The organism is uncultured Massilia sp., assembly GCF_913773735.1.
GTDB lineage: Bacteria > Pseudomonadota > Gammaproteobacteria > Burkholderiales > Burkholderiaceae_D > Telluria.
On record NZ_CAJYEB010000049.1, the window covers coordinates 116,603 to 132,211 of the forward strand.

Annotated in this window: 10 protein-coding genes; 2 read left to right on the forward strand and 8 right to left on the reverse strand. The window is 72.3% G+C overall.

Annotation, left to right across the window (positions count from 1 at the left end; translation table 11 throughout):
• Positions 1-3: 3 nt before the first annotated feature.
• From QZ749_RS24575 to QZ749_RS24595, 5 genes are all read right to left on the reverse strand, one after another.
• Entirely contained in the window at positions 4-2,040 is a 2,037-nt protein-coding gene (locus QZ749_RS24575; RefSeq protein ID WP_296952906.1) for a diguanylate cyclase, read from the reverse strand.
• A 25-nt stretch (positions 2,041-2,065) separates the two neighbouring features.
• Positions 2,066-5,248, reverse strand: coding sequence for an EAL domain-containing protein (locus tag QZ749_RS24580; protein WP_296952909.1), 3,183 nt, complete (start codon positions 5,246-5,248; stop codon positions 2,066-2,068).
• Between the two features lie 297 nt (positions 5,249-5,545).
• The gene (locus tag QZ749_RS24585) at positions 5,546-5,875 is read right to left on the reverse strand and encodes a DUF5710 domain-containing protein (RefSeq protein ID WP_296952912.1); all 330 of its coding nucleotides are present in this window, start codon (positions 5,873-5,875) and stop codon (positions 5,546-5,548) included.
• Between the two features lie 135 nt (positions 5,876-6,010).
• Positions 6,011-6,940 (reverse strand): polysaccharide deacetylase family protein, encoded by a 930-nt coding sequence (locus QZ749_RS24590; RefSeq protein WP_296952914.1) that lies wholly within the window; start codon positions 6,938-6,940, stop codon positions 6,011-6,013.
• Positions 6,937-7,167 carry a hypothetical protein gene (locus tag QZ749_RS24595; protein WP_296952917.1) on the reverse strand — a complete coding sequence of 77 codons (231 nt, stop codon included), beginning with the start codon at positions 7,165-7,167 and terminating at the stop codon, positions 6,937-6,939. Before QZ749_RS24595 ends, QZ749_RS24590 begins: the two co-directional genes overlap by 4 nt.
• Here QZ749_RS24595 and QZ749_RS24600 point away from each other — a divergent pair.
• Together QZ749_RS24600 and QZ749_RS24605 are read left to right on the forward strand one after the other, a co-directional pair.
• On the forward strand, positions 7,166-8,071 hold the full coding sequence (locus QZ749_RS24600) for an alpha/beta fold hydrolase (RefSeq protein WP_296952921.1): 906 nt from the start codon (positions 7,166-7,168) through the stop codon (positions 8,069-8,071). The genes QZ749_RS24595 and QZ749_RS24600 overlap by 2 nt on opposite strands.
• 85 nt (positions 8,072-8,156) lie before the next feature.
• A complete protein-coding gene (locus QZ749_RS24605; protein ID WP_296952925.1) occupies positions 8,157-9,917 on the forward strand; it encodes a glycoside hydrolase family 9 protein in 1,761 nt (586 codons plus the stop codon).
• Between the two features lie 2 nt (positions 9,918-9,919).
• Here QZ749_RS24605 and QZ749_RS24610 read toward each other — a convergent pair whose 3' ends face one another.
• From QZ749_RS24610 to QZ749_RS24620, 3 genes are read right to left on the reverse strand one after another with little or no spacing between them, the layout of a single operon-like run.
• Positions 9,920-11,020: an SGNH/GDSL hydrolase family protein gene (locus tag QZ749_RS24610; protein ID WP_296952928.1), complete on the reverse strand. Its 1,101-nt coding sequence runs from the start codon at positions 11,018-11,020 to the stop codon at positions 9,920-9,922.
• A 13-nt stretch (positions 11,021-11,033) separates the two neighbouring features.
• Positions 11,034-13,913, reverse strand: a complete 2,880-nt coding sequence (locus QZ749_RS24615; protein WP_296952930.1) for a TIM-barrel domain-containing protein — start codon at positions 13,911-13,913, stop codon at positions 11,034-11,036.
• A gap of 27 nt (positions 13,914-13,940) precedes the next feature.
• On the reverse strand, positions 13,941-15,599 hold the full coding sequence (locus QZ749_RS24620; protein ID WP_296952932.1) for a DUF5597 domain-containing protein: 1,659 nt from the start codon (positions 15,597-15,599) through the stop codon (positions 13,941-13,943).
• Positions 15,600-15,609: the final 10 nt, after the last annotated feature.

Genomic DNA, 15,609 nt, shown 5'->3' on the forward strand with positions numbered 1-15,609 from the left:
CGCTCAGGCGCACAGCGGCGCGCCGGCGCCGCTGCGGCCCGGCAGCACCGCTTCCAGGCGCAGCCCGGCCACGCCGGCGCGCACCAGGCGGCCGTCGGCCAGGTAGCCGCGGTGGCGTCCCGCGTCCTTGGCGCGGTACAGCGCATGGTCGGCCAGCGCCAGCGCCTGCTGCCAGTCGAGCGGCGCGGCGCCCACCGCCGGCAGCGCCAGGGCGCCGGCGCTGATCGTCACTGCGGTGACCACGTCCTCGCCCGCCGCGACCGGCCCGGCCGCCACCGCTTCCAGCAGTTCGCGCACGAACCCGGCGTGGCGCCCGACCGGCAGGCCGTCCGCGTACACCAGGAACTCCTCGCCGCCCCAGCGCAGCACGCTGGCCCTGGCGCCGGCCGTCTCGCGCAGGCGGCGCGCCACCTCGACCAGCACCGCGTCGCCCGCGGCATGGCCCAGGCGGTCGTTGATCGCCTTGAAGTGGTCGATGTCGAGCAGCACGAAGCACTGGTCGGCGCCGCGCGTCGCGCCCTCCTGCGCGGCCGCGCGCGCCAGCATGGTGTCGCGGAACGAGCGCCGGTTCAGCAGGCCGGTCAGCGCGTCGTGGGTCGAATGGAATTCCAGTTCCGCGTTCAACACCTGCAGGCGCCGCGCGCCCTGCGCCGAACGGCGGTACAGCAGCCAGGCCACGGCGCACAGCAGCAGCGCGGCGGCGGCGCCGGCCGAGGCCACGGCCTGCCAGGTGCGGCGGCTGCGGATCTCGTCGTCCTTGAGCGCGTTCTCGCGCCGCAGGCCCTCGATCTGCACGGCCCGGCGCTGCGCGTTGAACTGCTCCTGGAGCACCATCACGGCGTTCTCGCGCTCGGCGGCCGTCAGGCGCGCGGCGATGCGCTGCTGGTGGCGCAGCGCCGCCAGCGCATCGCGCCAGCGTCCCGCCTGTTCCAGGCCGCGGCTCTTCTCCGACAGCGCGTTGACCAGGTCCGGCCAGGATTGCTCGACCTCCATCTCGCGCGCCGCCCGGTCGATCTGCTTCATCCCTTCGTCGACGCGGCCCTGGCCGGCCAGCGCCATGCCCAGGTTGACCATGGCCATGCGCGCGGTGTGCACGTCGTGCGCGCGCTCGGCCACGCGCAGGGCGGCGCTCGCGGTCTGCTCGGCCTTGACCCAGCTGCGCTCCTGCAGGTAGCCGTCGGCCAGGTTGGACAGGGCGTTCGCCTCCAGCGCCGGCAGGTCGTAGGTGCGCGCCAGCTCCAGGCCGCGCCGGTAGGCGCCCAGGCTGCGCGCGCCGTTGCCGCGCATGCTCTGCGCGATGCCTTCGATCACGGCCGCGCGTACCCGCCCCGCCGGCGGCAGCGCGCCGCCGTCCGCCGCGATCTGGCCGAGCGTCTCGAGCACCTGCTCGGGCGCGCGCGTGTAGACCTGCAGCTTGGCGATCGACAGGCGCAGCAGGTTCGGGGTCGGGCGCAGCAGCGCCGGGTGCTGGCGGCAGACCTCCAGCGCCTTCAGGTAGTGGCTCAGCGCGAAGTCGAACTGGCCCAGGGCCAGGTAGGCGTCGCCGTAGGCCTGCTGCAGCGCGGCCACGAACTCGGGCTGGCCCAGGCGCGCGCTGCGCGCATCCAGCGCATTCAGCGCCGCCAGCGCGTCCGCCGGGCGCGACGCGGTCAGCCGTTCGATGCGGCCGAGCGCGCCCAGCGCCGCGTTCAGGCCGTCGTCCGCGGCCAGCGCGGCCCGTTCGATCTCGATGGCCACGTCGGCGGCCGCGGCGCCGTCGCCCTTGTCCACGTGGGCCTGGCGCAGCAGCGTCAGGTAGGCGATGCGCTGCGCCGGCGACACGCCCGCCAGGAAGTGGCGGCGCTCGGCCAGCAGGGCCGCCAGCGCACCGGGCGCCCCGGCGCGCACCTGTTCCTCCAGGCGTTCCAGCGCCAGCGCGGGCGCTTCCGGCGCCGGCGCCGCTGCCGCAGCCGCTGTTGCCGCCGTGACCGTTGCACCAGGCTGCAGCCACAGCGCCGCCAGCAGCAGTCCCATGCGCGCCGTCGATGTGATTCGTCCCATGTCGCCGCCCCCCTGCCGCCGTCCGCTAGCCGAGCACGTGGCGCGCATCGAGCGCGCACGCCGCGGGCACCTGCGGACGGCCGAAATAATAGCCCTGCATCTCGAAGCAGCCGTCGAGCATCAGGAGGCGCGCCTGCTCCTCCTGTTCGATGCCTTCGGCCACCACGTCCAGGCCCAGGCAGCGCGCCGCCGTCACGATCGCCTGCACGATGGCGCGCGACTCGGCGCTCTGCCCCAGGTCGGAGACGAACGCGCGGTCGATCTTGACCTTGTCGATCGGCAGGCGCTTGAGGTAGGCGAGGCTCGAATAGCCGGTGCCGAAGTCATCGATGCTGAGCACCACGCCGGCATCCTTCAGGCGCTTCATCACCGTGATGCTGCGCTGGACGTCCTGCATCGAGGTCGATTCCGTCAGCTCCAGTTCCAGCGCGCCGTGCGGCAGGCGGTGGCGCGCCAGCGTGGCCACCACGTGGGCCGCCACGCCGTCGTCGAGGAACTGGCGCGCCGACAGGTTGACGGCCATCGTCAGCCCGGCATGGCCGGCGTCGCGCCAGGCGCGCAACTGGGCGCAGGCCTGTTCCAGCACCCACTGGCCGATCGGGACGATCAGGCCGCTCTCTTCCGCCACCGGGATGAACTCGGCCGGCGCCACCTGGCCGAACGAGGGATGGCGCCAGCGCAGCAAGGCCTCCACGCCCACCACGCCCCCGCTGCGCAGGTCGACCTTGGGCTGGTACACCAGGGTCAGCTCTTCGCGCGCCAGCGCCCCGCGCAGCTCGTGCTCGAGGGCGCGCCAGCCCGGCTTGACCTGGCTGGCCTCGAATTCGCAGGCCAGGCCGTGGCCCTGCGTCTTGGCATGGCGCAGGGCCGCGTGCGCCTTGTGCAGCAGCGACTCGGCGTCGTCGCCGTCGCGGCCGAAGCGGCTGCAGCCGAGGGTCACGCTGCCGTGGATGACCTGCTGCCCCACCTGCACCGGGCGGTTCAGCGCCTGGCGCAGCCCATGCAGGCGGCAACCCTTGTCGTCGGCGCCGGCCAGCATCCACAGCAGGAAGGTGCTGCCGCCGACGCGCGCCGCCACGTCGCGCGCGCCGACCTGGCGGCGCAGGCGCTCGGCGATGGCGACCAGCACCGCGTCGCCGCTGGCGTGCCCGCCACCCTCGTTGACCGCGGCCAGGTCGTCGATGTCGATCGCCACCAGCAGGGCATCCATGCCGTCCGGGGCGCCGGACGCATGGCGCGCGATCGCGTCCTCGACCGCCAGCCGGTTCGGCAGGCCGGTGAGCGGATCGCGCATGAACCGCCGGCGCGGCGGTTCCGGCGCGTCCTCGCGGCCCGGCGGCACGGCACGCGCGCCGCGCCCGTGCAGGCGCTGCACGGTCAGCAACGCCGCGGTGCGCAGCGCGATCAGGTCTTCCACCGTGCGCGCCAGTTGCCCGAGCACGACCAGGTCCTGCGGCGCCAGCGCGCGCGCCACGCTGTCGATCACGCACAGGGTGCCGATGCGCTGGCCCTCGCTGCGCAGCGGGACCCCGGCGTAGAAGCGCACGTGCGGCTCGCCGGTGACGAGCGGATTGGCCGCGAAGCGCGGATCGGCCCACGCGTCGGTCACCACCAGCGGCTCGTCGCCCAGCACCGCGTAGGCGCAGAACGAGATGTCGCGCGCCGTCTGCTGCAGGCCCAGGCCGCAGCCGGCCTTGAACCACTGGCGTTCGGCGTCGACCAGCGAGATCAGGGCGATCGGCACGTTCAGGCTGGCGCAGGCGATGCGCGTGATGCGGTCGAACAGCTCGTCCGGCTCGCTGTCCAGCAGCCGGGTCGCGTGCAGCGCGCGCAGGCGCCGCTCCTCGTTGCGCGGCACCGGCGGCCGCGCCAGCGCGCCGGCGGGGAGCGCCGGCGGCCGCTGCGGCGCCTCGTGGAACGCGGCCGTGTTCTTGCCGCGCTGCTTGGCGAGGTACATGGCGGCGTCCGCCTCGGCCAGCAGCGCATCGGCCCCGGCGCCGGCGCGGTGCAGGGCCATGCCGATGCTGGCGCTGACCGGACAGACGCGCGCGGCGCCCGGCAGCGGGTTCTCGGCCGCGGCCAGCACCTTGGCGGCCAGCGCCACCATGTCCTCCTGCGGGTGGGCCAGGTTGGCCAGCAGGACGACGAACTCGTCGCCGGCCAGGCGCGCCGCGAAATCGGTCTTGCGCAGCGACGCGCGCAGGCGCTCGGCGAAGGCGCGCAGCACGGCGTCGCCGGTCTCGTGGCCGAGCCGGTCGTTGACGCACTTGAAGCCGTCCAGGTCGATGAACATCAGGCCCAGGCGGCCGTGCTGGCCGCTGCGCGACTCGGCCGCCAGCGCCCGTTCCAGCTGGGTCATGAACTCGTAGCGGTTGGGCAGGCCGGTGACGAAGTCGTGGGTGGCCTGGTAATGCATGCGCCGCTCCAGCGACTGGCGCGCCGAGAGGTCGCGCATGAAGACGGCGAAATCGACGGCGTCGCCGCGGCGCACCGGACCGATGCTCATCTCGACCTGGCATTCGGCGCCGTCGCTGGCGATCAGCGTCAGTTCCACCGGGCGGTCGAACAGCGCGTCCAGGTCGGGGTGCGGGTAGCGCGCCAGGCCCGCCAGCGGATTGCGCCCCGCCGCGCGCGGCAGCAGCAAGGCCGACAGTTCCTGGCCGAGCGCCTGCGCGCGGGTCCAGCCGAACATCGCGGCGGCCTGGTCGTTCCAGTCGACGATGCGCCCGTGGGCATTGATCTCGACGAAGGCGTCGCTGACCTGGTCGAGCATCTGGCGCAGCCGTTGCGCCTCCGCGCAGCGCCGCTCGGCATCCTCGCGTTCGGCGGTGATGTCGGTGATCAGGCCCGTGTACATGACCCGCGTCGGCGAGACGAGGGTCCGCGCGGCGCGCATCGCGACCCAGCGCACCTGGCCGTCGCCCAGCAGCATGCGGCAGGTGTGGCGCCAGTCGGCGCCGGCGGCGACGCAGCGCTCGATCGATTCGAGCCAGGCGGCGCGGTCCTCCGGGTGTACCGGCACCGCCGTCCAGTCGGCCATGATGGCCGCGCGATCCATGCCGGTCAGCGCGCCCCAGCGCTCGGACAGGTACACGACGCTGCGCGCGCCGCTGGCATCGACGTACCATTGATAGACGGTCGCGGGAATGCTGGTGCTGCGCTGCTGCGGCGCCTGGGCGCCCTGGGGATCGGTGCGTGTGGAATGCATGGCGGTGGCCAGTATCGCCGGTCCGGCACGGGCGTTGCGAAACCGGACAGGGCGCCGGAGGGCGCGAAACTGGCGGATTGTCGGCCAGCGGGCTGGAAGCGGGGATTGGGCAGCCCTACTATACCACCGATGCCAGCCAAATTTCCTGAATGCATCATCGGCGACGACAAATTTCCGACAGTTACGACATATTATTCCACAAGCATGCCCGCCACGCGTCACGAGCCCGATGTTCGATCGTCAATTCCAGCATATCCATCGGCGCCCGCGCCATGCCGGGCAACCGCGCGGCAGCCGTCAGCGGCCCCTGCCCAGGCCGGCGACGGTGTCGAGCAGGGCGGCGCGCGCCTTGGCCCAGGCGCCGTCGGCGAGCTGCGCGGTGCACTCGGCGCAGGGCTCGAACGGATTGCAGGCATGGGCCAGCGCGACGTAGTTGGCGCCGACCGCCAGCTTGGCCGCCGCGCTGTCGCTGCGCCCGCCGGACGCGGCGGCCGCGCCGAGCCACTTCTGGAACGGCTCCAGCGCCACGCCGGTCGGCACGTACCAGCGCTTGCGGCCCGGGTTCCAGCGTGCGCCCAGGGCGCGGGCTTCGTCTTTCTCGGCGTAGGGGACGTTCAGGAAGGTCATGGTTCGTCGTGCTCGGGCATGGATGCGGGCGACGATCCTAACGTATCCGCCGGGGATGCGCAATCGCGTGCGTCCGTGCGCGACCGAGGGGGCCGCGCCGGCCGCGAGGGGCCCGGGCGCCCGCCGCGCAGGCGCCTAGCGGCACACCCCGTCGAGCGGCGCCACCGGCTCGACCTCGGGCAGGCCGGCCGTGTCCACGCCCAGCTCCCCGGCCCGGCGCTCCATCAGCGCGCCGTTGCCGGAACGCGGCCCGGTGTCGCGGTAGGCGGCGTCGGCCTGCGCCTGGGCCAGGGTCACGTAATGGGCGCCGGCGGCGTCCAGCCTGGCCAACACCTGCGGCAGCGTGGCCGCGCTCCAGGCGCCGACGTGGGTCAGCAGCACCTGCGGGATCACGCGGCCGTAGACGCGCCGCGACAGCGCCTTGCTGCGCGCGATCTGCTGGTCGACGCGGCGCAGGAAGCCGTCCCGCATCGCCGCGATGGCAACGGCGTCGCCCTTGTCCAGGCAGCGCGCGTAGGGCGCCGAATAGGCCCAGTCGTCGAACCCGAGGGTGACGTCGGCGATGCGGTAGCCGCGCCGCTGCAGCCAGGCCAGCGCGCCGTCGTGGCGCGGGCCGGCGCCGGCATCGAGGAAGGGGTAGCGCAGCCAGTGCCAGTCCCCGGCGCCCATGCGCGCCGCCAGCGCCGGTTCGTTGCGCGCGACGTCGTCGGTCCAGGCGTCCAGCGACGGCGCCTGCGACAGGCCCAGGTGGCCATAGGTGTGGTTGCCGAGCGGGTAGCCGGCCGCGCGCCACAGCGCCAGCGCGGCGGCGCTGTCCGGCTCGTCGGCCAGGCCGCGGGCGTTGACGAAGCCGAACGCCTCGGGCACGCCGTGCGCGCGCAGCGTGCCGGCGTACGCGCCGGCGATCGCGGCGCGCGTCAGGCCGCGCGGCAGCGGCCCGTGCGCCGGCAGGTCGTCGACGGTGACGGCGACCGCGAAGCCGTCGTCCGCCGCGATGGCGGGCCCCGGCGCGCCGGCCAGCATGCTGGCGAACAGCAGCGCGGCGCCACGGATGGATGTGATCATGTCGTCTCTTCCTCGCTCTCGTTCTCGTTCTCGTTCTCGTTGTTATTGTGGTTCTCGTGCCCGTCGTCGGCCGCGGCCGCGCCGCCGATTATCCGCCGGCGCGGCAGGCCGCCGCAACCGGTCAGCGGCCGCCCTCGCCCGCCATCCCGGCGATCCGGCGACGGCGCGCAAGCCGGTATGATGTGCAGGATCTCCGCCAACCCGCAACGATGAAAGGTCATCCGCATGCGCATCCTGCCCGCCCTCGCCGTCTCCACCTTCCTGGCCGCCCTCGCGCCGCCGTCCGGCGCCGCCACGCCGGCGCCGCCGCGCGCCGTCGTCGCCGATCCGGCGCAGGACGCGCGGCACCCGGCCGCCAACCGCCAGGTGCTGATCCTGAACCGCGGCGACGGCATGAACGCGCTGTTCATGCTGGCCGCCGGCGCCGGGCCCAAGCCCACCCTGCTGTTGCTGCACGGCCTGCCCGGCAACGAGCAGAACCTCGACCTCGCCCAGGCCGCGCGCCGCGCCGGCTGGAACGTGCTGACCATGCACTACCGCGGCAGCTGGGGCTCGGCGGGCCGCTTCACGCTGGCCGGCGCCGGCGACGACGTCGACGCCGCGATGGCCTTCCTGCGCGATCCGGCGACGGTGCAGCGCTTCGGCATCGACACGCGCCGCATCGTCGTCGCCGGCCACAGCATGGGCGGCTTCTTCGCCGCCCGCCATGCCGCCAGCCACGACGTCGCCGGCGCGATCCTGCTCGATCCGTGGAACATCGGCGCCACCGGCAAGGACGTGCGCGCCCATCCCGAAACCCGCCAGGACCGCATCGCCGCGATGGGCGAAGACTTCGGCACCAGCCTGGCCGGCACCGACGCCGCCACCCTGATGCGCGAGGTCGAGCAGCATGCCGACGACTGGGACCTGGCCGACGCCGCCGCCGGCCTGGCGCGCAAGCCGCTGCTGGTCGTCGGCGCGCAGCGCGGTTCCGCCGCCGCCGTCGCGCCGGTCGTGGCCGCCGTCAAGGCGCAGCCGGGCGCGCAGGTGCAGGCGCTGACCCTGGCGTCGGACCACGCGTTCGCCGACCAGCGCATCGCGCTGGCCGCGGCCGTGGTGCGCTGGCTGGACGCGCGGCGCAGCGCACGCTGACGCCGGCGCGGGTTGACCGCGCGCCTTGCCGCCGGTAGGATGAAATCGATTACACACCATCACCGCATCCACCCCGGGAGACCGCATGCCACTTCGCGCGCGCCGCCACGCCGCCCATCCTTTCCATCCGCGCCGGCTGGCCGTCCTGGCCGCGCTGCTCGGCGCCGCCCAAGGTGCAGCCCAGGGGACCGACGCCATCCAGGTCAACCAGCTGGGCTTTTTGCCCGGCGCGCGCAAGCTGGCCGTGGTGGCGGTGGCCGACGGGGCGGCGGCCGCGCGCTTCGCGGTGCGGGACGCCGCCGGCCGCACCGTGCTCGCCGGGCCGCTCGGCGCCGCCACCACCTGGGCCCCCTCCGGCCAGCCGGTGCGCGTGGCCGATTTCTCGGCGCTGCGCACGCCCGGCACCTACCGCATCGCCGTCGACGGCGTGGGCGAGTCGACGCCGTTTCCCGTCTCCGCCGACGCCTACCGCGCGCTCGACGCCGCCGCGGTCCGTGCCTACACGATGAACCGCGCCGGCATCGCCCTCGACCGGCGCGTGGCGGGGCCGTACGCGCGCGCGGCCGGCCATCCGGACGACAGGGTGCTGGTGCACGCGTCGGCGGCCTCCGCGGCGCGCCCCGCCCGCACCGTCATCGCCAGCCCGAAAGGCTGGTACGACGCCGGCGACTACAACAAGTACGTCGTCAACTCGGGCATCAGCACCTGGACGCTGCTGGCCGCCTACGCGCACTTCCCGGCCTGGTTCGACGCGCTGGCGCTGGACCTGCCGGAGGATGCCGGCGGCGGCCCGCGCCTGCCCGGCCTGGTGCACGAGGTCCTGTGGAACCTCGACTGGATGGCGACGATGCAGGATCCGCAGGACGGCGGCGTCTACCACAAGCTGACCAACCAGGGCTTCGACGGCATGGTGATGCCGGACCGGGCGACGGCGCCGCGCTACGTGGTGCAGAAGACCACCGCGGCGGCGCTCGACTTCGCGGCGACGCTGGCCGCCGCCAGCCGGGTGCTGGCGCGCTTCGACACCGCGGCGCCCGGGCGCTCGGCGCGCTGGCTGGCGGCGGCCGAGCGCGCGTGGCAGTGGGCGCTGGCGCATCCGGACGTGGTCTACCGCCAGCCGGACGACATCCGGACCGGCACCTACGGCGACGATCGCCTGGACGACGAATTCGCCTGGGCCGCGGCCGAGCTGCTGGCCGCCACCGGCAAGGCCGCGTACCGCGACCCGGCGCCGGCCGCGGGCGCCGCGCGCTCCACGCAACCCGACTGGGGCGACGTGCGCATGCTGGGCTGGATCGCGCTGGCCGGCCAGGAACGGCGCCTGCCGGACGATGCGCGGACGGCGCGCCGCGACCTGCTGGCGGCGGCCGACACCCTGCTGGCGCGCTGGCAGGCGTCGCCCTACCGGCTGGCGATGGCGGACCGGGACTTCGTCTGGGGCAGCAATGCCGTGGCGCTGAACCAGGCGCTGGTGCTGGTCCAGGCCTACCGCTTCACGCAACGGCGCGACTACCTGGACGCCGCCCAGTCGGCGCTCGACTACACGCTGGGCCGCAACCCGCTCGGCACCTCCTACGTGACCGGGTTCGGCGCGCGCGCGCCGCGCCACCCGCACCATCGTCCGTCGGTGGCGGACGGCATCGCCGCTCCGGTGCCGGGCTGGCTCGTCGGCGGCCCGAACCCGGGCCGCCAGGACGCGGCCGACTGCAAGGCAGGCTACCGCTCCGCGCTGCCGGCGCTGGCGTGGCTGGACGACGACTGCAGCTACGCCAGCAACGAGGTCGCCATCAACTGGAACGCGCCGCTGGTGTACGTGGCGGCGGCGCTGCAGGTGCTGCAGCGCTAGGCTTACCACCCCATCTTCTTGCGCACGAACGCGGCCAGCCGCTCGCCGTTCTCCTGGTGCTGGAACACGCGCGGATGCGCGCCATAGCCGGTGTACGGGAAGAACAGCGTGTCGATGCGCCGGTCGCCATCTTCCTTGCGCATGCGCTCCACGGCGGCACGCACGTAGCCCGGCCACGGCGAACCCGCGCGCGTGGCGTCCATGCTGCCCAGCGCGCACACGATGTAGGCCTTCGGATACAGCGCGCGGATGCGCCTGACCAGGCGCGCATAGGCGTCGATGCGCTGGGCCTCGTCCGGTTCCGGCTGCAGCTTGTGGTCGCGCCCGATCAGCCAGGAATCGTTCTGCATCAGGTTGACCACGACCACGTCCGGCGTCCAGCGCCCGAAGTCCCAGCGCGTGTCGTTGTCGCCGACGGCGCTGAGCTGGTCGTAGAAGTCCGGCATGGTGAACGGGAACCAGCTGATCATCACGCCGATGCCGCTCTGCGACGTCATGTGCAGCTCGGCGCCCAGGCTGCGCGCCGCGATCGCGGCGTACGACATGTCGGCGTTCTTGTCGCGCTTGACCGCGTCGTCGCCGTTGAACGGCGCCTCGTTGCCCATGCCGCTGGTGATCGAGTCGCCGAAGACCTCGATGCGGCGCGCCGGCCGCGGCGGCGGCGCCAGCAGCGTGGCGCCGTCGTCGAGTTCGAAGCCGCGCAGCACGGTCGCGCCCTCCTCGCCCTCGGTGCGCTTGACGATGCGGAAGCTGTGCCGGCCCGGCGCCAGTCCGGTCGCCACCTGGTAGGTCTTGCTGCCCTTGGCCGCCTGCAGGATCAGCGGCGTGGCCGCCCTGCCGTCGATGACGACGCCGAAGTAGTTCTGGCCCCGTTCGTCGTCCAGCGTCACCGACAGCGACGTGCCGGTGAAGTTGCCGGCGATGGCCGTCGCCGGCCAGGAGATCACCGGCGCCGCCGGGTCGGCCACGTCGATGCGCCCGGTGTAGCGCAGCTGCTTGTCGGCAGGCGAGATCGCGGTGCCGGCGTGGGCCGCATTGGCCAGCACGGCGGCCACCGTGGCTGCCAATGCAGCGGTCAGTGCGGCGCTCAGGATGTGCTTCATGTCGTTCTCCTCGTCAAAGCTTGATCGTCACCGGCTTGCCGTCGTAGTCGACGGTGCGGTCGGCCGCGTCCAGATCGGCGGCCGGCACCACGCCCGGACGCAGCACGCGCACCTTGAACCGGCGCCTGGCCACCATGCCCGGATAGCTGCCGGCGCGCGCGCCGATCGTCACCGTGCCCGTCCTGTCGTCCCAGCTGAACGGGATGCGCGTGGCTTCGCCGCGCTGGTAGCCGTTCGAGACGCCGTCGTCCTCGTACAGCGTCGCCTTGCCGCTGGCGCCGGCCACCACCTGCAGCACGATCGGCGCGTCCGGTTTCTCGTCCACGTACTGGGTCACCGGGCCGGTCGCCACGATGCTGCCGGCGCGCAGGAACACGGGGATGCGGTCGGCCGGCGCGTCGACGGTGGCCGTGCTGCCGCCTTCGTGGCGCATGCCGGTGTCGAAATCGACCCAGTCGGCGCCGGCCGGGAAGACGACGGTGCGCTGGCGCGCCCGGTAGCGCGTGACCGGCGCCACCATGAAGGCGGGGCCGAACATGTACTGGTCCTTGACGTCCTTGACGCGCTCGTCGTGCGGGAAGTCCATCACCAGGCCGCGCATCATCGTGCCCGAGGCGTAGTGGGTGTCGGCCGCCATCGAGTAAATATAGGGCATCAGGCGGTAGCGCAGCTTCAGGTAGGCCACCATGTTGTCGCGCATGGCGTCGTCGCCGGCGGCGATGTTGTAGATCTCGCGCTTGACCACCTCGCCGTGCGAGCGGAACAGCGGCGAGAACGCGCCGAACTGGAACCAGCGCCAGTTCAGTTCGCGCCACTCGGCCATGTCTTCCGGCTTGCCCTGGGCCGCCGCCGTGGCGCGGTTTTCCTGCGCCGCGCCGACGTCGCCGCTCTGGAAACGGTTTTCCTGGGCGTAGCCGCCGATGTCGTGGGTCCAGTTCGGAATGCCCGACATCGACATGTTCACGCCCGAGGCGATCTGGTCGTGCAGGTTGTTCCAGCGCCCGGCCGTGTCGCCGCTCCACACGGCGACCGAATTGCGCTGGATGCCGGCGAACCCGGAGCGCGACAGGATGAACTGGCGGGTGTCGGGCTGGTCGCGCCGCAGGTGCTCGACCATGCCGCCCGAGTGCAGCAGGCTGTACGGGTTGAAGGTGATCTCGCCGGCGCCGTAGACGGTCGGGCCGATCAGCGTCTTGAAGTCCTCCGGGCGCGAGTTCGACAGCACGTCCGGCTCGGTATTGTCCATCCACCAGGCGTCGAAGCCCAGGTCGACCACCTTCTTGATCTGGCGGTAGTAGATGTCGCGCGCTTCCTGCGTGTACGGGTCGTAGTGGCTGTTCTTGTAGCCGGGACCGACCCAGTCGAGCGCACCATCCTCGACGTTCTTCGTCCACATGTACCCCTTTGACGCCAGCTCCTTGTAGTTGGCGGTATTCGCATAGAACTTGCCCCAGATGGAGATCATGATGCGCGCGTGCTGCTTGTGGACGGCGTCGACCATGCCCTTCGGATCCGGGAAGCGAACCTTGTCGAAGTCGTGCGAGCCCCAGCCGTCTTCCGGCCAGTAGAACCAGTCCTGCACGATGTTGTCCAGCGGCCAGCCGCGCTTGCGGTACTCGGCCACCGTGTCGAGTAGCTGCTGCTGCGTCTCGTAGCGCTGGCGCGACTGCCAGAAGCCGTAGGCCCACTTCGGCATCATCGGCGCCTGCCCGGTCAGCAGGCGGTAGCCCCCGACCACGTTGTCCATGCTGTCGGCGCTGATCACGTAGTAGTCGATGGCCTGCGCGGTCTCCGAGGACAGCGTCAGCGAATGGCGCTCGGGCGCCGGCAGCGGATCGTTGTGCGTCATCGCCACCATGCCGCCCGACGGCTTCCATTCCAGGTGCAGCCTGACCGGGCGGTCCTTCTCGAACGTCACCTCGACGTTGTGGTACCACGGGTTCCAGCCCTGGCGCCACACGTCCAGGACCTGCTTGCCGTCGATCGACAGCGTCGCGTAGTCCGACGCGTACAGCTGCATCTTGTGCACGCCGGGCTTGCTGCTGGCCATGCTGCCGTCCCAGACCACCTTCACGTCCTTGCCCGCCAGGTCCTTGGCCGGCGGCAGTTCCTTCGGCCAGTGCTCGGCCACGTCCTTCAGGTACTGGTAGGCGATGTCCTTTTCCTGGCGCTCCAGCGCCAGCTTGCCGTCGATGTAGTAGCGCGCCGTCAGGCCGCCCGGCTTGCCGTCGGCATCGCTCAGCGCCAGGTCGCGCGACAGCCAGGCATACGGTGTCGGATCGCCGAAGCGGCTGATGCCGTTGTTGTCCCACAGGACGCCGTAGTTCTTGTCCGAGACGACGAAGGGCACGGCGGCGATCATGTTGTGCTGGGCCAGCAGGACGTCTTCGCCGTTGTAGTTCATCTGGCCGTTCTGGTGCTGGCCCAGGCCGTAGAACGCGTCCGCGGTGCCGTGGTTGAATCCCTGCCGGACCGCCAGCATCGGCTTGCCGCCCACGTCCACGGCGGTCATGCTTTCCGACGCCTGCGTCAGGAAGGGCTTGCCGGCGGCGTCGAAGAAGCGCACCTGGCCGTCCTTCAGCGACACCTCGGCCGCGATGCGCTTCGCCTTCAGGCGCACGGTGCCGGCGCTGCCGCCCCTGGCCGCGACGGTGAAGGCGCAGGCGCACGGCCTGGCCACCGTCATCAGCGAGGGCGTCAGGGCCTTGCCGGGCTGGTCGAGCTTTAGCACCCGGACGATGTTGTCGCTCATCAGGTTCAGGCGCACGGCCCGGGCGGCGCCCGTGTCGGGGCGCACCTCGATGCCGGTGGCGCTCTTCTGGTAGCTGCCGGCCAGGGCCTGGCTGGCCGCCGCCAGCAGCAGGGCCGCGGCGGCGATTCGGGTCAAACGCATGGTCTTGTCTCCTCGTGACGCTGTTGTCTAGTAGGTGCCCAGCCGGACCTTGAGCACGGTCGGCGTCGCGGGCAGGTTCAGCCCGTAGTCGGTCTGGTCGCCGTTCCAGTTGCGCTCCATGACCCACTTGCCGTCGGCGTCGAAGCGGCCTTCCTCGACGCGCGCGAACATCGACGGCTTGCCGGCGTTGGCGCCGCTGCCGGCGAACTTGACGCGGATCTGCTGGCCCACCAGCACGAATTCGTCGGGCCCGACCTGGGCGATCGCCACGCCGCCGGACGGCTGTTCGGTGCCGGGGGCGTACTCGCTCTTGTCTTTCAGGTATTCGCGCTCGCCGAACTGGAACTCGCGGAACGTCAGCGTGGCCTTCCAGCCCGTCATCTCGACGGCCTGCGCGGCGCGGTCGTCGCCCTCGGCCACGCCGTACGTCCGGCCCTCGAAGGCCCACCTGGCCCACTGGCGCTGCAGCGGCGCGAACGCGCCGTAGATCCGCGCGAACGGCTCGACCATGCGCCGGTCGGTGGCTTGCGCACCGAGCGGGTAGTTGCTGTACGCGGCGTAGTCGATGCCGAACGGCGCCACGCCGATGGCCCCCTTGCCGACGATCTGGTAGACGTAGCGCGCGTAGCTGGCGCCGTTGCCCATCTCCGGCACCATCAGCGGATTTCCGCGCGTCTGGAACTGGCGCAGGATCGCGTCGACCTTCTTCGACTCCGGCATGTAGATGTCCGGACCGGCGAAGTCGATGTGCGGCGCCGCAGCCCGGTAGATGCCCAGCACGTCGTGGGTCGGGCCGCCGCTGGCGAAATCCTTGTTCCATGGCGGCGCGGGGTCCTTGAGCGGATCGCGCAGCGCATTGTTGACGAACATCGGCAGGTCGTACACGGCGCGTCCCGCCCGGGCGATCTCCTCGATGTAGCGGGCGATGGCCCAGCTGTGGAAGTACTGGTCGGCGTAGTCGCCGTAGACCTCGCGCCACGATCCGCGCGCCGGGCGCCCGGCCGGCGGCTTCTGGTGCGCCAGCACGGCGGCGGGCACCGGCTGCGCGAACGCGGCGGCGGCGCGCTTGCCGTAGTCGCGCGCGACGCCGTAGGTGCCGACCTCGTTCTCGACCTGCACCATGATGACGGTCTTGCGGTCGCCGTCGATGCGCTTGATGTGCTCCATCAGCGCCACGAAGGCCTTCCTGTCGGCGGCCAGCGTGGCGTCGCCGAACGGCGACAGGCAGTAGCTTGTCTTGCCGTCCTTGTCGATCATGCGCGGGAAGCGCGCATTGTCGAATTTCACCCACTCGGGCGTGTAGGCGGCGCCAGTATTCTTCCAGGTGCCGAACCACAGCAGCACCAGGCGCTTGTCGTGCTTCCTGGCCTCGGCGACCAGGGTGTCGACGTAGGAGAAATCGAAACTGCCCTCCTTCGGCTCGACCTGTTCCCAGGCCACCGGGATTTCCAGCGTGTTGGCGTGCGCGTCCTCGAGCGCGGCCCAGACCTTCGCCAGCGCGGCGGGATAGTTGCTGGAATTGTGGGCCTGGCCGCCCAGGATCAGGTAGGGCGCGCCGTCGACCAGCAGGGCGTGGCGCCCGTCCTTCTCGACGATGCGCGGCATCTCGGCGGCATGGGCGCCGGCCGCGCCGAGCGCGGCGAGCAGCACGGACAGGACGAGCGGGCGTGGAGCGTTGTTCTTCATGCGGGTTGGT